The sequence below is a fragment of the Oceanococcus atlanticus genome, assembly GCF_002088235.1.
Classification (GTDB): domain Bacteria; phylum Pseudomonadota; class Gammaproteobacteria; order Nevskiales; family Oceanococcaceae; genus Oceanococcus; species Oceanococcus atlanticus.
Genome location: NZ_AQQV01000001.1, coordinates 306,203 through 325,949, shown reverse-complemented (window position 1 = coordinate 325,949; position 19,747 = coordinate 306,203). Strand labels below are relative to the sequence as shown.

Below are 19,747 nucleotides of genomic sequence, written 5' to 3'. Positions count from 1 at the left end.
AAGCGCGGATCAACCGCGCTTTTTTTTTGCCTTGTATACCCGCTGCTTATTCCGGAGGCGGGTTTTCCCACAGTGTCGATGCTTGTGGGTCGATGGCGTCAAGCAGGCGTACCAACAGTGATTTCAGGATGGTGGCGTCGCTGTAGCCGAGACGCTCATTGACCTGGGATTCCACCACCTTGCCGGCGGAAATCAGCCGCAGCGCCAGGCGACGGCCGTCGGGGGTGAGCTGATAAGCCAGGATGGGCGCACTGCCGTCTTCGGTGTCCAGATGCTCGGGCCGGGCCAGCCCGCGACTAATCAGTGATTGTATGGCCGAGGCGCTGCTGTTGTTGAGGATGCCGGACATGGTGGCGTCCAGTTCGACCGCGGTCATGGTTTGCTTGAGCGTAAGCGTGGAGAGCAGATAAAACTCCTCGTCGCTCAGCCGGGCTTCTTCAAGGTGTGGGCGAATCTGGTTGTAGAAGCGATAGTGGCTCCGACCCAGCAGGTAGCCGAGGAAATTCTCGTCGAAGCTGCCAGCCAGATAGGGATGGCGCGGCTCATGCCCGCTTTGCCGTGGCGTTGCGTGTGCGTAGCGCCCGCCATGAAAAACCAGAGGCGCTGAATCGCACTGCTCAAAGGACTCAACCTCGCCAACGAAAATCAGGTGATCGCCACCTTCGTATTGAAATGCGGTGCGGCACTCGAAACGGGCTGCGCAGCCGGTCAGCAGAGGGTTGCCGTTGATTCCTTCTTCCAGCGTCAGGCCAGCGAACTTGTCATCGATTTTCCCGGCAAAGCGGTTGGACAAATCCTCCTGGTCGGCGGCCAGAACGTGCACCGCCCAGTGCGATGCCTTTTTGAATGCGTCGTAACCCTTGTAGGTCTCGGCCAGGCTCCACAGCACCATCGGTGGATTAAGGGACACCGAATTGAAACTGTTGACGGTCAGGCCGAGCGGTTCACCCTCTTCGGTGCGGGTCGTGATGATGGTGACGCCAGTGGCAAAACTGCCTAATGCCTGGCGAAACGCGAACGGATCAAAGGCTTGTTTAGTCATGCCGTTACTCTACCCGTTGCAGGCTTTGAGACCTTCGTCCGTAAGGATCAGACACCCACTTGTGGTGTCTGATCCCGAACCTTGCGAGCGCTTAGAACGCGTACTTCACCGTGAACGCGAGGTTGTCACGATCCTGGTAGGGGCGGTCGTCAAAATTGGGCGTGCCGCCGAAGTAGGCGTTGTAGACCACACCGAGCGTCAGCTTGTTGAGGCGGATGAATTCGGCGCCGACACTGGCCCGGTAATCATCCTCGCCGAACAGCGAGCCGAGGCCGCCATTGAGTGCCGATTTGCCGACAATGTTGGCCGCAAGACCAACCGGGACGTTGAGATCCCAGCCTGAGAAGATGTTGCGTTTGCCGATCTGGAACAGCATCTGTATGCCAGCGGCGTCGCGGGTGTTGGTCAGACCGGTATCAATTTCGCCATTTGGATTGTACTGGCGGTCGTAGTCCTCGACGTGAACAAAACCAGCTTCACCGACGATGGCCATCGAGTCCCACAGTCCGAGCGGGCCCGGGCCGAGTACGTACAGCCAGGACAGCAAAGCTTGCCAGGTTTCCGCCCGGGTTGGGGTGGGCACTGGGCCGAGAATCGGCGCGTAGACATCCACCAGTACATCCACACCATCGCGGTAGATCAGTTCGGCGCCGAAGTTGACCCCAAACAGCACGGTGGAGAGGCTCAGCGCGGTCAGATGAACGCCTGGGTAATACACCACGTTGTAGGTGGTCGGAACCAGCAGGTCACCGAGTTGCTGGGTGGTGATCGCCGGCTCGCCGGTAACCGGATTGTAGAGCAGAACCCCATAGCCGTAGTTCTGGCGGGGCGCCGGGGTGGTGGCGTGATAGCGCAAATGATAGGCGCCGAGGGTTGTTGTGTAGTTCAGTGCGTAGCGTAGGCCGAATCCCCATTGTCCTCGGTCCGAGGGCTTGATGTCAGGCAGGCGCTGGGGATCAATGCCGCGCGGCGCACCGGTGAGCTCGTCGAGCTGCCCGAGCGCGGGCAGGTTGAGTTCGAGTTCACCCAGCAGATCGTCTGGCAGGAGCTGAACATTTGGGGCTCCGGGGCCGATGAACAGATCGGCGATGACCTGAATGGTTTCGTTCAGGTCGGTGGTGCTGGCCAGGTTGTAGTTGGCCAGCGTTTCCGAATACAGCGGGTTACGAATGCCGTAGATGAACTCAGCACCAGGGCCGACAACATCGGCAGGTGAGAAGAATTCACCCACCGGGTTCAATTCGATTTCCTTGAACTCCAGCTTGTATTGGCCGAGCAGCGTCAGCTTGTTGTTGACCGCAAGCTGGAAGGAAACCTGATTGACCGGCAGCAATATGCTTTTCACATCCGCGCCGGGCACGGTGGCCTTGGTCGCGTCAGCCGGCGCCTGGGCCAGGGCAACCCCTGAGAAAAACAGGCTTTCGCCCCAGGCCGCGATGTGCTTACCTGCGCGCAGGTTCAGCACCATGTTGCCGGGCAGATACCAACTGCCGTAACCGTAGGCATCCAGCAAACGGGCACGCTTGCCGCTGAAATGGCGGGCTTCGTCAGTGAAGCTATTGAAAGGCTCTTGCGACGTGCTGATCGATTCTTCGCTGTTGTTGGCGTTGGTGTCCTGGCGATAAACCATGTCGTAGAACGCATCACCGCGGACCAGCATGCCGAAATCGGGGCCCCACTTGAGCTGAAGTTCGCCCAGCAAGGTGGCACGGTTGTTGACTGCGTCCCATTTTTCGAAGTTGCGATCACCATCGTCGAAGTTGTTGGACTCTGGCCACTTGAGCCATTCCGGAGCCTCGACTTCCTCGCGTCCGCCGGTTTCAACCACGCCGGGGTGTGGGTTTTCAGTCCGGATCGAATAGACATAGCTGCCTTGCATTTGCCATTCGCCATCCAGTGGTCCGAGCTTGAAACTGCCCGCCCACAAAGGACTTTGAACCGCCATGGCACAGGCAAACAAGGTTGCCGCCCGGGCTCCAAAACGCACACGGTTATTCATCAGACGTCTCCCCATTGCCTAGTCTGAAGGTGTTGTAATTTGATCAATGTTATAAGCGGTATTTGAGCACAGATTCATCCGAACTGATGAGCCGCCGGGCCGAACAAGAGATGAGAGTTGCGAGCGCTGTCAGCCACTTGCAGTGCATCGGCATGCTTACAATGGGGGTAAGACAAGCCTGAAACGGGCTGGGGGGACAACGATGAAAAAGCGATTAGGCCAAGTGGACGCGGCCTTTTTGAGGATGGAAACCGCGCAGGCACCCATGCATCTGGGTTGTCTGATGACCTTCAAGCTGCCGCCGGGAGAAGGGCGTCAGTTTCTGAATGACATGTTCGAGCAGCTGCGCAGTCAGCCGTTTCTGCCCGAGCCGTTCGGCCATCGTCTGTTGCAGGGCACATTGTCGGACATCGCGCCGGCCTGGGAGCCGTGTGACATCGACATGGATTTTCATGTGCGCCACTCGGCTCTGCCGAAGCCGGGCGGCGAGCGTCAGCTGGGTGAGCTGGTTCAACGCCTGCATTCCAACGCCATGGACTTTGCCCGTCCGCTGTGGGAATGCCATCTGATCGAAGGGCTTGAGAACAACCGTTTCGCGATCTATTTCAAGTCGCACCACTGTGCGATCGACGGCATGGGCGCGATGCGTCTGACCAAACTGTGGCTGACCGATGATGCCAGCGACATGCGCTGGCCGGGTGAGCGTGATATTCCGCAGGCCGGCACGCGGCTGAAGAAATCCCTAGCCAGTAAGCTGGCCGGGGTTATTCGCGAAACCGGTGATCAGGCCAGAGGTCTGGGGCAGTTGGCCAGCAAGCTGGTCGAGATGAGTCGTGGCGAGGGCAGTACTGTGAGAGCGGCGATGGACACGCCGGGCTCGGTCTTCAACAAGCCGGTGACCCGCCATCGGCGTCTTGGCACCCAGGTGCTTGAACTCGCTCGCATCAAGGCTTTGAGCAAAACCCTGGGTGTGACCGTCAATGATGTGACCCTGGCGATCGTCTCCGGTGCGGTGCGGCGCTATATGCTGGACAACGACGCCATGGCGGAAAAATCACTCAATGCTTCGGTGCCGATCGGGCTGGCGCGCGGTGATGATCAGAGCGGCAATGCCGTGGCGGGTTTTGTCTGTCCTCTGGCCACCGACGAGCCTGATCCACTGGTCAGAGTGCGCCAGATCAATGCCACCACGACACGCTCCAAACAGGAGTTGCTGAGCATGTCGGCAACTGCGCTGGAACAGTTCACGCTGATGGGGCTGGCTCCGCTGATGGCCGGTCAGATCACCGGCACGCTGTCGCGGCTGCCGCCGTTTTTCAACTTCGTGGTGTCCAACGTGGTGCTGACCAAGCATCCGCTTTATCTGCGTGGTGCCGAGCTTGAGGCGATGTACCCCATGTCGATTCTGTTCGATGGCTACGCCATGAACGTGACCGTGATCGGCTACGCCGACAAGGTCTGTGTGGGCTTCATTGGTTGCCGCAAGGCCGTCCCCCACCTGCAGAACCTCGCCGTATACACCGGCGAGGCTCTGGAGGAACTGGAGCGGGCTGCAGCGGGGTGATCAGGCCGGGATCAGGTCGGCCAAGGCCTGATCCGGGTTGCCCAGCGCCTCGGGATCAGGTGCGGCACGCGCCGCCACCAGTTTCTTGGCAGCCATGAAATCCTTGGGCTGGCTGACCGCATCGGCCGCGATCACCACACCGTCCTTGAGGTAGAACAGCGAGAAGCTGCGAGTGGCCGGATCGCCGCGCAGAACGGTGTTGTCGTAGCCTTCGGACAGACCCACCATCTGCAGTTTGAGATCGTACTGATCCGACCAGAACCAGGGTACGGCGTCATAGGTCTTGTCTTGGCCCAGCAGGGTGGCGGCCGCGGTGCGTGCCTGTTCCATCGCGTTGTTCACCGACTCCAGACGGATGCGTCGGTTGTAGAACGCACTGGGCAGATTGGTGCAGTCGCCGGCGGCCACGACATTGGGATCTGAGGTGCGTGCCTGAGCGTCCACCACGATGCCGTTGTCCACCTCAAGCCCCGCCATCGAGGCCAGCTCAGTGTTGGGGATCAGGCCGATGCCCACAACGACGAAATCCGCGGCCAGCTTCTCGCCGCTTTCCAGCACCACGTGGCTGACCGGGTTGCCTTCGATGGCGGTGACCGCGGCGCCGGTGCGCAGGTCAACACCGGCATCACGGTGCACGGTTTCGAAAAACTCGGAAACCTGCGGCGCGGTGACCCGCGCAAGCACCCGTGGCAAGCCTTCCAGCACGCTGACCTCAACGCCGAGCTTGCGTGCCACCGCTGCCACTTCCAGGCCGATGAAGCCGCCACCGATGATCACCGCGCGTTTGCCGGCCTGGCAGTGCGGGCGAATCGCATCGACGTCCGCCACGCTGCGCAGCTCGAACACGTTCTGCGCATCGGCGCCTTGCACCGGCAGCGGCCGGGCGCGTCCGCCGGTGGTCAGGGCCAGCTTGTCCCAGTTCAGGGTTTCGCCGTTGTCCAGGGTCAGGGTTTTGTTGTCGCGGTCGATCTGGGTCGCGCGCACGCCACCACGGAAGCTGACGTTGTTCTTCTCCAGAATCGGCGCTTTCATCACGTACAGACTTTCTTCGCTCGCTTCGCCGGCCAGATAGGCCTTGGACAGCGGCGGGCGACGGTAGGGCAGCTGCGGCTCTTCGCCGATGATGGTCAGGCCGCCTTCAAAGCCGAGCTTGCGCAGTTCCTGGGCCAGGGTGGCGCCAGCTTGGCCGCCGCCGACGATCACGATGTTGTCTGTACTCATGGTGTGTTTTTATTGGTTGGGGGTCCGCTTGCGCGGGCCGGGGGAGGGGGCTGTCGAGGCTTATTCGCCGCGATAGATTGCCCAGTTCTTGTCGGTTTCCTGCACCTTGACCTCATACAGCAGAGCGCCGAAACGGGCGTGCAGCACGTTCCAGAACAGCACCGCGAGGTTCTCTGCCGTGGGATTGACCCCGGCGCACAGCGGTGAGTCATGGTTGAGATGACGCTGATCGGTATCTTCAAGGATCAATTCCTTGAGCGCATCACGCACCTCGGTGAGATTCACGATCACGCCGGTGCGCGGATCAACTGGCCCGCGCAGGGTGACATCCATGAAGTAGTTGTGGCCATGGCCGTATTCGCGCGAGCAGGGCCCGTAGAGCGCCTGATTTTCCTCGGCGCTGAGTGCGTCCGACCACAACCGGTGTGCGGCGCAAAAATGCTCACGCCGGGTCAGGTAGACAATGGGCTTGCTAGTCGTCATTGCTGTGAATCTCGATCGTCGTCCCGCTCAGCGGGCCGGACAGGCTGCGGTCGAGCAGATAGCGCACGGTCGGCACGATATCCTCGGGCAGGGTCTTGGGGTGGATGCCCATCTGCGCGAGCATGTCGGTGCGCATCATGCCGGGCGCGATCGCGTTGACGCGAATGTCGTGAGCTTTGCCGTCTTTGGCCAGGGCTTCGGTCAGGCCGACGATGGCGTGCTTGGAGGCGGCGTAGGCGGAAAATCCGGGGAAGGCCTGCATGCCACGAATGCCGGCCAGCGACGACACATTGACGATGTCACCTGAGTGGTCGGCAGCCTGCCACTGGCGCATGGCTGCGCAGCAGGTGTTGAAAGTGCCGTTGACGTTGATCGCCTGCACCTCGGCAAATTCGGCTGGGCCCAGCGTGTCGATGATGTCGCCTTGACCGAGCACGGCGGCGGCGTTGAGCACGGCGCTGGGTTTGAAATCGCCAATTGCCGAGGCGACCGCCGCGGCCTGGCTCACGCACTGCGGATAAATCTGCACATCGCCGCCGGCGCTGCGGATATCGGCGGCGACCGCTTCAAGGCGGTCCAGGCGACGGCCGAGCAAACCCACCCGCCAACCTTCAGCGGCGAGGATGCGCGCGCTGGCCGCACCCAAGCCGGTGCCGCCGCCGGTGATCAATATGGCCGCTGCGCGACTCATGCGGAATCACCTGAGTGCGGGCCGGAGCGGATCTTGCTCGGCCCCTCGAAATACCTGTGTGTCATGCGCTGTGATCGCCCTGGCGGCGCCAACAGCTTGGCGTTGCGCCGCTCAGTTGTTGTGTGGATAGCCGAGCCTGCCAAGGGCCTGCCGGATTTCATCCAGAATTTTGGGGTCGTCAATGGTAGCAGGGACGGGCGGGTTCTCGCCGTCAGCGATCTTGCGCATGGCCGCGCGCAGGACCTTGCCGGAGCGGGTCTTGGGCAGGCGAGGCACCACCGCCGCCTGTTTGAAGGCGGCCACCGCACCGATCTCCTGACGCACGTTGGCGACCAGCTCGGCCACGATGTCCTGCTCGGCCTGATTCACTCCGGCTTTGAGCACCACCAGCCCCAGCGGAAGCTGGCCTTTGAGTGTGTCGGTCACGCCGATCACCGCGCATTCGGCCACCGCCGGATGGGCGGCGAGGACCTGCTCCATGGCGCCGGTCGAGAGGCGGTGGCCGGCCACATTGATGATGTCATCGATGCGCGACATGATCGAAATGTAGCCGTCGCCATCGCGGTAGCCGGCATCGCCAGTCAGATAGTAACCGGGGTAACGGCTGAGGTAGTTGTCCTGGTAGCCGTCATCGTTGTCCCACAGGGTCAGCAGGGTGCCAGGCGGTAGCGGCAGGCGCAGGGCCAGGTTGCCGATCTGATCGGTGCCCAGTGTCTGGCCGTCGTCATCCAAGACCTGCATGTCGTAGCCGGGAACCGGCACCGCAGCCGAGCCCGGCTTGACCGGCATGGCCTGAAGACCCAGACAGTTGGACACGGCGGGCCAGCCCAGTTCGGTTTGCCACCAGTGATCGATGACCGGCACGTCGAGTTGTTTCTGGGCCCACTCGATGGTGTCCGGATCAGATCGCTCGCCGGCCAGGTAAAGGGTTTTCAGACAGCTGAGGTCGTAGCCGGACAGCAACTCGCCGCCGGGATCCTCTTTCTTGATGGCGCGAAATGCGGTCGGTGCGGTGAACAGCGTGCTGATGCGGTATTCATCGATCATGCGCCAGAACGCACCCGCATCCGGTGTGCCCACAGGCTTGCCTTCGTACAGTACGGTGGTGCAGCCCATCAGCAGTGGCGCGTAGACGATGTAGGAGTGGCCGACCACCCAGCCCACGTCAGAGGCTGCCCAGTAGACCTCGCCGGGGGCAGCGCGGTACACCGCGCGCATCGAGTAGTGCATGGCCACCGCATGGCCGCCGTTGTCGCGCACCACGCCCTTGGGCTTGCCGGTGGTGCCGGAGGTGTACAGCACATACAGCGGGTCGGTGGCGGCCAGACTGGCACAGGCCGCCGGTTCGGCGCGCGTTACGGTCTCGCTCCAGTCCACGTCACGCCCCGCAATCAGATCGGCATGGCATTGCTCGCGTTGCAGGATCAGGCAGTGCTCGACCTCGTGGCTGGACAGTTCCAGGGCCTGATCGAGCAGCGGTTTGTAGGCAATCAGGCGCCCCGGTTCAAGGCCGCAGGATGCCGACATCACCAATTTGGGCTGCGCGGCGTCGATGCGTTTGGCCAGCTCGGGCGCGGCGAAACCGCCGAACACCACCGAGTGGATGGCGCCGATGCGGGCACAGGCCAGCATGGCCATGGCGGCTTCCGGCACCATCGGCATGTAAATCACCACGCGGTCGCCTTTTTCTACACCCAGCTGTTTAAGGGCGCCGGCCACGCGTGCCACCTCGTCACGCAATGCGCGATAGCTGTAGCGGCGTTTGCTGCCACTGAGCGGCGAGTCGTAGATCAGTGCGTCCTGATCGCCGCGACCCGCTTCGACGTGGCGATCGAGCGCGTTGTGGCAGGTGTTGATACGCCCGCCGGCAAACCAGCGGTGAAACGGCGCGCGGCGGTCATCGAGGACGGCATCCCAGGGCTGCTCCCAGTCCAGGTGCTGGGCTTGCTCGGCCCAGAACGCCGTGGGGTTTTCGAAGGCGCGCTGATATTCCTTGGCGTAGCTCATGTGCTCTCCTGAGCGCTCGTTGCGGTGTGTTCGCGAATGAATTCGATGATGTCGTTGCGCGCTTGCAGCGCCTCCGGCAGCAGGCGGATGAACAAGGGGAAGGCATGTGGCAGCAGCGGCCACACATCAACCCGCGTGCTCACCCCGGCTTCGCGCGCATGGGCGGCCACGATCAAGCTGTCGTCCAGCAGGATTTCGGTTTCGCCGACCAGGAAGAACAGTGGCGGCAGACCGCGCATGTCGGCATAGATGGGGGATAGTTCGGGATCGGTGGCGTCGTGATCGCCGGCATACAGCTGCAGCATCTTGGCCATGGCATTGACCGGTAGTAGCGGGTCTTTGCGCCGATTGATCACCCGTGACAGCGGCACATGCACACGTGCCATCTCGGTCACCGGCGAGATCGGAATGGCACAGGCCGGCATGGGCCAGCTGTTGGCGCGGATGCGCTGCAGCAGGCCGAGCGTCAGGTTGCCACCGGCTGACTCGCCGGCAATGACGATGTTTTCCGGTTTGAAACCGGCATCCAGCAGTCCGCGGTAGGCGCGCTCGCAGTCGGTCAAGGCTGCAGGGAAACGGTGCATCGGAGCCAGCCGGTAATCCGGCATGAAGGCCACGGCGTCGAGTTTGCGGCACATGCGCGCAAGCAGCTCGAGATGAACCTCGGGCACTGCGGGTATCAGAAACGCACCGCCATGCAGGTAGAGAATGGCGATTTTGTCGGTGGCGCTGAAGTCGCCGACGATGGGCCCGGGTACGCCATTGATGTAGCGGTCGTAGTTGATCGGCAGATCATGCAGGCGAATGCGCCAGCGTGCAGCCAGGCGGACCTGATTCTTGATCAGCGCGAATACCGAGACGCTGGAGAACAGACGCAGCATCGGTTTGAGGCCCCAGCGCAGCAGTCGGATGACGTTGCGGCTGCGGCGGCTGATGGTGACGGGTTTGACGGTGTATTGCATGAATGCAGTCTGTCCTGCGCTGCGCCTGCGGGCTTCGTCCTTATAGGCGAGAAGTGCGCTCGCTCGGCAGCAAGTTCAGCAGCGCGCGGGCCAGGGCGTCTGGGTCATGGGCACGACCGTTGGGCGTGGCCAGTGGCGTGCTCACGCAACCCTCCGCCGCGGCAAAATGAGGGCGCTGGCTGGGATCGATGAGCAGCGTGTCGAGCACATCGGCCGCGTCAGGCTGATTGTGACGCAGGCGCGTGAGCAACGACTCGAGCGCTTGCGCCGGCGGGCAATCGAAAAGTTCCGGATCGTGGCCTAGATTGGGCACGTAGACCTTGCGTGCTCGGCTTTGTGCAATGGCTGTACACACACCCTGCGGCAGCAGTTGGGCCATCAGGCTGCTGTGAAAGCTGCCCGGGCCGTAGACGATCAGCGCGGCGCCGCGAATCGCGCTGGCCAGGCTTTCGCTGATCGTACAGTGTCCCGCTTGCTTGTGATCGAGCCCCTGATTGAGCCAGGTGTCGACGATGCGGCTTGAGACCGGCGCGTGTTCCTTGCCGGTCAGCTGATGCTGACCGATGAGGATGCGACCATCGGCCAGGCGGGCGCCCAGATGCAGGTTGGTATCGACCACGGCATGAGCCTGGCCACGGGCCTGCAGGGCCTGGGCGAGCCGGTCACTGGCACCCGGCAGGGTCTCGCCACCACGCACCATGGCCGCGGCAAGCATCAGATTGCCGAAGCTTGCCCCGGCCCGCTCGAATGATCCCGGCAGCGTCGCGATCAGGCTTGCAAGCTGAGCGCACAGCCAGCTCCAGTTGTCGTCGTCGCCAAGCGTGCTGGCTTCGTCCAGCCAGGCGCTCAACACAGCGTCTGCCGCTATGTCTTCGGCCAGCACCTCCGGCAGGCGTCTGGCCAGCAGTGCCGCACGTGCCGCCGCGCAGGGCCGGGTTTCGTCGGCCAGTGCAAGCAGGCGGCTACGCAGATCGCCAACAGCCGCAATGGGCCAGTGTTTGCGAAGTTCTGCACTGCTGCCGCCGGAATCAAAAGGTGGCAGCAAATGCAATGTCCCAGTCGTATACTGCTTGAGCCGGCGCGCGGTGGGATTCATCGCTGTGCCGCCGCTGAACAGCACGATGCGGGCATCCTCCAAGTTATCGCTCGTTTTTGACATGTCCGTCGAGGACATTCCTTGCCGCCAGATCGGCAAATATTGTGCACGAATTAGGAGATTACCTATGGCTGCGCGCTTGTATTTGTTGCGCCACGGAGAGGCGGCTTCACCTGAAGGCCGGGATTGGAAGGCGGATCATCAACGACCGCTCACAGCGCGCGGGCAATCGGATATTCGCCGGTTGGCGGGGCGCGCGACGGAGCAAGGATTTGCCGTGCAGGTGGCCCTGGTGTCGTCGGCGATGCGGACTCAGCAGACAGCAGCGCTTTTCGGGCTTAAGTCGCATCGAACTGTGGATGCGCTGTACAACGCCGACGCAGGTGACATCCTGCAACTTCTGCGTGCTCTGCCACAGGATTGCGAAAGCGCCATGGTGGTGGCCCACAACCCCGGAATTTCCTGGCTCGCGGCATCACTTTTACGGCCTTTGAATACACCGGGATTTGCGCCGGGGACTCTGCTGGAAATGACGTTCGATGCGGGCTGGTCGGATCTTGCGCCGCAGAAAGCCCGTTTGGTCCGCCGTCTGGATCCACCGGACTACCGCTAGAGTCTGGGTGGTACTGCGGTGTGCGCGTTGCTGCCGCAAGCGCACGATCCCCACCGCGACGAGTGCGGCGTTAGAATTGTCGGCCATTCACAGGTTCTTCCTAAGTCATGTCCAATTCGCTGCGTGATCAGTTGATCAAGGCCGGTCTGGTGACTAAGAAGCAGGCGCATGAAACGCGCAAGCGCAAGCCACGGGGTAAGCAAGCACATCAGGCCAAGCGCCAGGAGAAAACTCAGCGCGATGCCGAGCTGAGCGCGCTGGATGCGCACAAACGCGAGCGTGACCGCGAACTCAATGCGCAGCGAGAAGTGCAGCGAAAAGCGCGCGAGCAGGCCGACTGGGTGCGCCAGATGCTGGGCTCACATGCTGTCGCCAAAGGAAAGCCCGGGGATGATGATCCGGCCTTCCACTTCACTCTGGCTGGCGCCGTTCAGCACTTGTATGTGGGCGCATCACAACGTGCTCAGCTTGCCGAGGGCAAATTGGGTCTGGTGCAGTTCGATGGCAAGTACCATCTTTTGCCGGTTTCCATTGCGCGTCAGTTGCACGAGAAGATCCCGCAGCGCACCTGGGTGCCTGAGGACAACAAAGATGAGCCGAGCGGTCAGGATGACCCCTATGCCGACTTCCAGGTCCCGGACGATTTAATGTGGTAAGCGCCTGTGTCCATTGCAAGTTCTTCCCTCGCAGGCGTAGTCTTTAGCGTTCAGGGGATAAACCGATAACAACAGTATCCGGTTGAACGGGGTAGGGATCATGGCAAGTCATACCGTGGCAGGCCTGCAGGGTCGGGAGGACCTCAGCGCGCTGGCTGATCGTGCGCGTGGACAGTTGCGTCAGATTTTGCGTGACGAACTGCGCCCGTTGCTGGCCGGCTACATCGATAAGACGGCTGATCTTCTGCTCAAGCCGGCCAGTGCAGGGCATAACCCTGCTGAGGCCCGTAAGAACGTAGATCTGGCACGCACGCTGAAACAAAATGCTGGCGTGTGGTGTGACACCTTGTTGAGCCAGGTCGAGAGTCGCCTGTTCATGGCTGAGGATACGGCCGGTCGGCGCAAGCAGTCTGAAGAGAACGGCGGCGCCAATGCCAATCTCATCGCTGTCGCCAAAGCATTGCTGATCGCCGAAACCCGCTATTTCAAGAAGATTGCCGAGATCGACGCCCGCTTCAATCGTGTGCGTCTGATCATGTCCCTTGCCATCGACAACAAAGCGGTAGCGCCGACCGGGTTGCATCAAGCGCTTGAGCAGTCGGCGGATCAACTGGATTGGCCCAAGCCCAATCGCAAGGTGCTCTATAGCAGTTTTGAGACGCATGTGATCGGCAATCTTGATCGCTTGTATGAACGCATGCTCGAGCTGTTCCGCAAAGTTGGCTCTGAGGCCGCTCAGCTGGTTGTTGAATCGACCTTTGATCTGTCACAGATCGAAGAATCAGAGGATGCCGGTTCGGCCAAAGCGGTGGCCAAAAACTGGATGCAACCGCCTGGCGAAATCTCGGATGTGGATGGCAAGACCACTGCGATGTTGACACGGCTTGCGCTGCAGAGTGATGGCGAGGGCTACACCGATGGTTTGCTTGCGGCGGATCTGCTGGCCTTGATGGACAAGCGCCCGCTGCCGGGGATTTCTTACGAGAGCGGCTTGATCTCGGTGCAGCGCACCAGCCTGGCGGGGCACTTCCTCAATGAGGTCAAAGCCGACCCCTTGTTGTCGCGGGATATGGATGCGCATCACGAACCGCTGCGTATGCCGCTGGTCAAGTCCGCGATTGCCGACAACTCGGTGTTTACCGATGCGTCGCATCCGTTGGCCAACTTGATTGACGAACACATGACCAAGGCGGCGCGGCATCGTCTGGTTAACGCAGCCGAAGCGCAGGAAATGCAGGAATCCCTGGCCCGGGTGCTGGAAATGTTCGACCTGTCGCCAGACTTTGTGCGTGAATCCATGGCCAAGGCCGAGCCGCTCAAAGATGAGCAGATCGAGCGCTTTTACGCCCTGCAACGCAAGCAGGCGGCCCAGCGTCGGGAGTTTGTCATCAGCGAGGCGCGTCGCGTGGTAGCTGATGAAATGGAACGCAGCACCTTTGCGCGCGATGTGCCAGCGCCAGCCAAGCGTTTTCTCGAAAAGGCCTGGAGCGCGCTACTGACCCAGCGCTTACTTAAATATGGTGCCAGCAATCCAGTTTGGCAGGATGGCATCGACAAGACGGATCAGCTGATTGATCTGCTTGAAGCGCGTGATCCGGTGGCCAAACCCTCGCAGGAATGGGTCGACCTGATCCGCACCATGATTGATGACCTGGTCAAGGGAGGGTTGCCAGCGGAGCAGCGCGGCAACATCCTGAAGATGCTGGAAGCGGCGCGTAAAACGCCCTGAGCAGGGCGCCCCGTATTTATTCGCCAGCGCAGCGTGAGCCGGGCATCGGCTCAGCCCAGATCGGATCTTTGATGTCATAAACCCTTGGCGCCATGTAGTCCACCGGGTCGGTCAGGTAATCAACCAGTGGCGGGTTTTCAAGGCTGTCCATCTCGCGCTGCCATTCCGATTTGTAGGCGGCGGCGCCGCCGCCAACCACCGGTGCCCAAGCGTCGTGATGGTTGGGCAGAAACACCCGTGGGTGGGCGTGTTCTACGTACAGTCGGGGATCGCGCAGGCCAGAGATGGGTTGGTCGAAACCGACGATGGCGCCCAGCTGAACATCGACACAGCCGGGGAAGCTGTCCAGTGCGGCCTGCACCGCAGCGCCATCGGGGTCGGAGGCCACAATCGGACCGGTGGAGTCGTGCCACAGCAAGGTGAAATCACCAAGCTTGAAGTGGTATGCCCAGGTGCCACCTTGTTCCAGCGTCAAAGTGCTCAGAAAACGCAGCCACTCTTCCGGGCTGCTGTTCAGATAGCCCAGGTAAGGCAACAGATTGGGCACATGGATGAACGGGGTGTCGCCCAATTCATAGGTCTGTGGCGAGGCAGCGCTGTGAATGTGCTGGAGTATTGAAACAGCAGCCATGTCGTTCCACAGCTCAACCGTTTGCGTGGTGCCTGGCGCGGGCAGGGTGGCGGTGCCAGTGATAAGACAATCAAAGGCGTTCTGCAGGTCGTCTTGGGCTGCATCAGCTTGCACCGAGGTGCAGATTTCCTCCGAACCGACCACCACAGCGCCACTGCGTCCGGCGATATAGCCGGCGTCAGCGGCATGGTCAAAATGTCCATGCCCGATGAAGATAGCTTCCGGCTGGATGGCGGCGATTTCTTCGCGTCCCACCGGGACATAGTCGGCCTGCAGGCCGATGGGCTCCCAGGCATCCATCAACCACAGATGGCCCCCGCCGCTGATTACGAAGCTGGACACGCCGAACCACCACAGTTTGACCTTGCCGTCCTCGATCGCATTGGGGCCGAGGATGGTGTCGCGGGCCAGCTGGGTTTCGGGGCTGACCGCGCGGCGCGGAATCGGCTGCCAGTCTTGCAGCGGAACGCGTTGCCCGCTTGGTGTGTAGCGCGCAGCGGCGCCATCACGCGGCGTCAGTTGCTGGTTGTTGCGGCCGCCATCACAGGCGCTTAAGGCGAGTGTGGCGCAGGCGAGCGCGGCGGCGAACCGCAGGGGCAAGGTCATGCAAGGTCTCCTGATGCGGTGCCATCAATCCTGCAGGGTCTGTGCCCGGCTTGCGTTGTGGCGCCTTGTTCTGTTTGGGATGCGAGCATAACGCATCACGCTGACGCAGGCTTACATGCGGAAAACGCCGTAACTGGGGTCGCGGATCGGGGCGTTGAGTGCGGCCGAAATCGACATGCCCAGCGCGTTGCGGGTATCGACCGGATCAAGGATGCCGTCATCCCAGATTTCCGAGGTCGACCAGTAAGCTGAGGACTTGCGTTTGAACTCGGCCAGCACCGGCTGACGAATCTCCTCGATCTGCTCGGGTGTCAGGGTTTCGCCGGCGCGCGCCAGCTGGCGCACCTTGACCTCGGCCAGGGTGTTGGCCGCCTGCTCGGCGCCCATCACCGAAATCTGGTGCTGCGGCCAGGCGTACAACATGCGTGAGTCAAACGCCCGCCCGGACATGCCGTAGTTGCCGGCACCGAAAGAGCCATGGCACATGACGGTGAACTTGGGCACTTCGCAGCCGGTTACCGCCATGATCATCTTGGCGCCATCCTTGGTGATGCCGGCACGTTCGTATTCGCGTCCCACCATGTAACCGGTGATGTTCTGCAGGAAAATGATCGGCACCTTGTTCTGATTGCACAGCTCAATGAAGTGCGCGCCCTTGAGCGCCGAGTCATTGAACAGAACGCCGTTGTTGCCGATGATGCCGACCTTGTAGCCCCACAGATGGGCGTAACCACACACCAAGGTGGTGCCGTATTTGGGCTGGTACTCATGAAAGCGTGAGCCGTCGACGATGCGTGCGATGACTTCGCGGATATCGAACTGCTGTTTGATGTCACGCGGGATGATGCCGTACAGCTCGTTGGGGTCGTAGTAGGGCGCTTCCGGTTCCTGCCATTCGATGCGGGTTTTGTCCGGGGTTTTGAACTGAGCCACGATGTCGCGTGCGATGGCGATGGCCTCGTCTTCGCTGGAGGCCGGATAGTCGGCGGTGCCGGACACCGAGGTGTGCATGTCGCAGCCGCCCAGTTCATCGACACTGACTTCCTCGCCGGTGGCTGCCTTGACCAGCGGCGGGCCGGCCAGAAAGATGGCTCCGGTGCCGCGCACGATGACGTTGTAATCCGAAAGCCCCGGCACATAGGCCCCGCCGGCGGTGCAATGGCCAAGCACCACCGAGACCTGCTGCACACCCATTTTCGACAGCGTGCATTGATTGCGGAAGATGCGTCCGGCGTAGTACTTGTCGGCAAACAACTCGGCCTGTTCGGGCAGAAAGCCGCCTGCGGAGTCGCACAGATGAACAACCGGCAAACGGTTTTCGATGGCGATGTCCAGCGCGCGCACGGTTTTCTTGATCGTGATCGGATACCAGGCCCCGCCTTTGACGCTGGGGTCGCCGGCGTTGATCACCACTTCGCGCCCGGACACGATACCGATGCCGGTCACGCAACCGGCCCCGGGAACGCTGCCGTCATACATCTCGTTGGCTGCCAGCGAGGACAGTTCCATGAACGGCGTGCCCGGATCGAGCAGGCGCTCGATGCGCTCGCGTACGGTCAGTTTGTTCTGCTTGCGCAGGCGATCGATGTCGCGCTGGGGGCGGTCGTGGCGAGCGGCGCGCTGTTTTTCGCGGAACTCGGCGGCCAGCCGGCGATTGTGTTCGGCGTTGGCCTTGAACTCGGCTGAATTGGTGTTGATGGCGCTGTTGATGCGTTTCATGCCGAGGCCTCCGCGTCGCTGTCCTGAGGTTCCAGCGCCAGCAGCACTGCGTCCTTGTCGAAGGTCTGGCCGGCGTCCACCAGGACTTCGGCGATGATGCCGTCGCGCGGTGCGACGATGGTGGTTTCCATCTTCATAGATTCCATGACCAGCAGAGTCTGGCCTTTCTTGACGCTGTCGCCGCTGGCGACGGCAAGCGAGATGAGGCTGCCGGGCATGGTTGCGCGGATCGCATCCGCGGCGCCGGCTTCGTTGAGTTGAGCCAGACGCTCCAGCGCATGCTCGAAACGCAGGGTGTAGGTCTGGCCATCCAGATGGATATGCACATCGTCGCCGTCCACGGCCACCGACAGGTGATCAAGCACCTGTGCGCCAGCCGCGCGGTTGCCCAGAATCCAGCCGCCATCTTCACTGGGCTGCAGGGTGAAGGGCCATTGCTCGCCGTCGCGGTGCAGGCGGTAGCCATCGGCGCTGCGTGACAGGCCGACATCGTATTCGCTGTCCTGGAATTTGAATCCGTGTCTCATCAGTTTCTCCACTCGCCCATGGCGGCGTGCATGGTGGGCACGGCATCGGCAACATCACGCATCGGGCGGGTCATGGCCGCGGCAACGGCGAGCAATTTGTTCAGGCTCAACGTGTCCAGTTCAGGCTCCTGGGCCAGTTCCGGATGAGCGTCAAGAAAACCGGTGTGCACATCGCCGCGCACGAAGGCCGGGTGATTGAGCACCTGACGCAGGAAGCTGGTGTTGGTTTTGCAGCCGAGCAGCACCAGTTCGCGCAAGGCCTTGTCGGCCCGGGCGCGGGCCTCCTCGCGGTCGGCTCCGGTCACGATCAGCTTCGCCAGCATGGGGTCGAAAGCGGCGGTGACCGCCTGGCCCTGGGCGATGCCACTGTCCATGCGCACGCCTTCGCCCTGTGCGGGCGTCCACTGCAGCACAGGGCCGGTGGTCGGCGTGAAACCGGCTGCAGCGTCCTCGGCGTAGATGCGAAATTCGATGCTGTGGCCCTGGCTGGTGATGTCGTCCTGGCTGAAGGGCAGAGGCTCGCCTGCGGCGATGCACAGCTGCTGCAGGGCCAGATCCACACCGGTTATCTGTTCGGTGACCGGGTGCTCGACCTGCAGGCGGGTGTTGGTTTCCAGGAAATAGAACTCGCCACCCTCGCCGTAGATGAACTCCACCGTGCCGGCGTTGACGTAACCGGCCGAGCGGGCGATGCCGGCCGCGGTTTCGCAGATCTTGCTGCGAATTTCAGGCGTCAGCGCCGGGGAGGGTGTTTCCTCGATGATCTTCTGGAAGCGACGCTGAACCGAACATTCACGCTCGAACAGATGGACCACATTGCCGTGGCTGTCGCCCAGAATCTGCACTTCGATGTGACGCGGGTTTTCGATGTAGCGCTCGACGTAGAGGCGCCCGTCGCCAAAGTAGCGCTGGCCTTCGCTGCGGGCACGCTCGATTTCGCCCTCCAGATCAGCCGGATCGCGGACCACGCGCATGCCTTTGCCGCCGCCGCCGGCGGCCGGTTTGATCAGGATCGGAAACGGCACCTCGCGGGCCCGTTCTACAAACGTGGCCGGGTCGTCATCCTCGATGGCTGAGGGCGCCACCGGAAAGCCGGCTTTTTCGACAAAGGCGCGGGCGCGCACCTTGTCGCCCATCAGCTCGATCTGCTCCGGCGTCGGGCCGACGAAAATCAGCCCGGCTTCGGCCACGGCACGCGCAAACGGGGCATTTTCCGACAGAAAGCCATAGCCCGGATGGATCGCGCCGGCGCCGGATTCGCAGGCGGCCTGGATGATCTGGGCGCCATCCAGATAAGCCGCCACCGGCGTTTCGCCGCTGATCTCCACCGCCACATCAGCCGCGGCAACAGCCGGGCTTAAACGGTCGGCGGCGTGGTAGACCACGACGCCGCGCAGTCCGGCAGCGTGGATGCTGCGCAGTATGCGCACCGCGATTTCACCGCGGTTGGCCACCAGTACGGTGTCAAAGGGCCAGTCTTGTGTGTTCATGACGATTGCATCTTTGCGTGTGATTGAGGTGCCCGTGGGTTGTCGGGCAGCAGATGTTCGAGGCGCGCCACCAGCTCTGACAGGCGTCGGGTTTCGCGGCTCAGTGCATCGCCGGGCAGGGCGATGCCGTGGCAGAAAATGTCGCTGATCTGTTCCGCCGCCTGATCGATATCAAGCTCACCCTGGCCGGTGAGATAGCGCCAGCAGTAGTGCTCGATGCCGCCGTAGACAAGATCGCGGAACAGCGTGGGGGCGACGCCGTCACGAAACTCGCCCTGGGCCACGCCTTCCTCCAGCACATCGACCAAAAAGCGGGTGTAGCGGCGGTTGAGCTTGCGCAGTTCGGCATTGGCATCGCCGATATCGTCGCGGGCCTCGCGAAACATCAGGCGGCACAACTCGGGCGCATCGTGAATGGTGCGCAGATGTCGCCAGATCAGCAGGCGTAGGCGTGTGCGCGCACCGCTGACGCCGGCCAGGGCATCGGCATAGTCGCCGAACATGGTCTGATACCAGTCGCTCAGCACCTGCATCAGCAGGTCGTGCTTGCTGTCGAAATAGCGATAGACCGTGCCTTCCACCACGCCCACGCGGGCGGCGATTTCGGACACCGCAGCCTGGTCGTAGCCGTGTGCGCAAAAGGCTTCGCGCGCCGCGTCCAGTATGGCGCGACGACGTTGCTCTCGGTCCGGGCGGGGCTGGCTCATGCGC

At 62.0% G+C, this 19,747-nt stretch carries 17 protein-coding genes; 4 read left to right on the top strand and 13 right to left on the bottom strand.

Features of this window, described 5'->3' with window-relative positions:
• Window positions 1-46: 46 nt before the first annotated feature.
• Window positions 47-1,042, bottom strand: a complete 996-nt coding sequence (locus tag ATO7_RS01525; RefSeq protein WP_083559145.1) for a flavin reductase — start codon at window positions 1,040-1,042, stop codon at window positions 47-49.
• Between the two features lie 91 nt (window positions 1,043-1,133).
• Window positions 1,134-3,041, bottom strand: a complete 1,908-nt coding sequence (locus tag ATO7_RS01520) for a DUF1302 domain-containing protein (protein ID WP_158522985.1) — start codon at window positions 3,039-3,041, stop codon at window positions 1,134-1,136.
• 202 nt (window positions 3,042-3,243) lie between these two features.
• Here ATO7_RS01520 and ATO7_RS01515 point away from each other — a divergent pair, with 202 nt between their 5' ends.
• Window positions 3,244-4,605: a WS/DGAT/MGAT family O-acyltransferase gene (locus ATO7_RS01515; RefSeq protein WP_083559143.1), complete on the top strand. Its 1,362-nt coding sequence runs from the start codon at window positions 3,244-3,246 to the stop codon at window positions 4,603-4,605.
• Here ATO7_RS01515 and ATO7_RS01510 read toward each other — a convergent pair whose 3' ends face one another.
• The 6 genes from ATO7_RS01510 to ATO7_RS01485 form a co-directional block, all read right to left on the bottom strand.
• Window positions 4,606-5,826: an NAD(P)/FAD-dependent oxidoreductase gene (locus ATO7_RS01510; protein ID WP_083559142.1), complete on the bottom strand. Its 1,221-nt coding sequence runs from the start codon at window positions 5,824-5,826 to the stop codon at window positions 4,606-4,608.
• A 60-nt stretch (window positions 5,827-5,886) separates the two neighbouring features.
• Window positions 5,887-6,309 (bottom strand): 6-carboxytetrahydropterin synthase, encoded by a 423-nt coding sequence (locus tag ATO7_RS01505; RefSeq protein ID WP_083559141.1) that lies wholly within the window; start codon window positions 6,307-6,309, stop codon window positions 5,887-5,889.
• Window positions 6,299-7,000 carry an SDR family NAD(P)-dependent oxidoreductase gene (locus ATO7_RS01500; protein WP_083559140.1) on the bottom strand — a complete coding sequence of 234 codons (702 nt, stop codon included), beginning with the start codon at window positions 6,998-7,000 and terminating at the stop codon, window positions 6,299-6,301. The genes ATO7_RS01505 and ATO7_RS01500 overlap by 11 nt, the downstream gene beginning before the upstream one ends.
• 111 nt (window positions 7,001-7,111) lie before the next feature.
• Window positions 7,112-9,007, bottom strand: coding sequence for a propionyl-CoA synthetase (locus ATO7_RS01495; RefSeq protein ID WP_240499406.1), 1,896 nt, complete (start codon window positions 9,005-9,007; stop codon window positions 7,112-7,114).
• Window positions 9,004-9,969: an alpha/beta hydrolase gene (locus ATO7_RS01490; RefSeq protein WP_083559139.1), complete on the bottom strand. Its 966-nt coding sequence runs from the start codon at window positions 9,967-9,969 to the stop codon at window positions 9,004-9,006. The genes ATO7_RS01495 and ATO7_RS01490 overlap by 4 nt, the downstream gene beginning before the upstream one ends.
• 40 nt (window positions 9,970-10,009) lie before the next feature.
• Window positions 10,010-11,128, bottom strand: coding sequence for a gluconeogenesis factor YvcK family protein (locus ATO7_RS01485; protein ID WP_158522984.1), 1,119 nt, complete (start codon window positions 11,126-11,128; stop codon window positions 10,010-10,012).
• Window positions 11,129-11,192: 64 nt separating this feature from the next.
• Here ATO7_RS01485 and ATO7_RS01480 point away from each other — a divergent pair, with 64 nt between their 5' ends.
• The 3 genes from ATO7_RS01480 (at window position 11,193) to ATO7_RS01470 (ending at window position 14,063) form a co-directional block, all read left to right on the top strand.
• Window positions 11,193-11,678 carry a SixA phosphatase family protein gene (locus ATO7_RS01480; protein ID WP_158522983.1) on the top strand — a complete coding sequence of 162 codons (486 nt, stop codon included), beginning with the start codon at window positions 11,193-11,195 and terminating at the stop codon, window positions 11,676-11,678.
• Between the two features lie 107 nt (window positions 11,679-11,785).
• On the top strand, window positions 11,786-12,334 hold the full coding sequence (locus ATO7_RS01475) for a DUF2058 domain-containing protein (RefSeq protein WP_083559137.1): 549 nt from the start codon (window positions 11,786-11,788) through the stop codon (window positions 12,332-12,334).
• 100 nt (window positions 12,335-12,434) lie between these two features.
• Window positions 12,435-14,063 (top strand): DUF1631 family protein, encoded by a 1,629-nt coding sequence (locus tag ATO7_RS01470; RefSeq protein WP_083559136.1) that lies wholly within the window; start codon window positions 12,435-12,437, stop codon window positions 14,061-14,063.
• Window positions 14,064-14,079: 16 nt separating this feature from the next.
• Here ATO7_RS01470 and ATO7_RS01465 read toward each other — a convergent pair whose 3' ends face one another.
• The 5 genes from ATO7_RS01465 to ATO7_RS01445 form a co-directional block, all read right to left on the bottom strand.
• Entirely contained in the window at window positions 14,080-15,300 is a 1,221-nt protein-coding gene (locus tag ATO7_RS01465; protein ID WP_083559135.1) for an MBL fold metallo-hydrolase, read from the bottom strand.
• A 111-nt stretch (window positions 15,301-15,411) separates the two neighbouring features.
• The gene (locus tag ATO7_RS01460; protein WP_083559134.1) at window positions 15,412-17,019 is read right to left on the bottom strand and encodes an acyl-CoA carboxylase subunit beta; all 1,608 of its coding nucleotides are present in this window, start codon (window positions 17,017-17,019) and stop codon (window positions 15,412-15,414) included.
• Window positions 17,016-17,546, bottom strand: coding sequence for an acetyl-CoA carboxylase biotin carboxyl carrier protein subunit (locus tag ATO7_RS01455; RefSeq protein WP_083559133.1), 531 nt, complete (start codon window positions 17,544-17,546; stop codon window positions 17,016-17,018). The genes ATO7_RS01460 and ATO7_RS01455 overlap by 4 nt, the downstream gene beginning before the upstream one ends.
• Window positions 17,546-19,036, bottom strand: a complete 1,491-nt coding sequence (locus ATO7_RS01450) for an acetyl-CoA carboxylase biotin carboxylase subunit (protein WP_083559132.1) — start codon at window positions 19,034-19,036, stop codon at window positions 17,546-17,548. Before ATO7_RS01450 ends, ATO7_RS01455 begins: the two co-directional genes overlap by 1 nt.
• On the bottom strand, window positions 19,033-19,743 hold the full coding sequence (locus ATO7_RS01445) for a TetR/AcrR family transcriptional regulator (protein ID WP_083559131.1): 711 nt from the start codon (window positions 19,741-19,743) through the stop codon (window positions 19,033-19,035). The genes ATO7_RS01450 and ATO7_RS01445 overlap by 4 nt, the downstream gene beginning before the upstream one ends.
• Window positions 19,744-19,747: the final 4 nt, after the last annotated feature.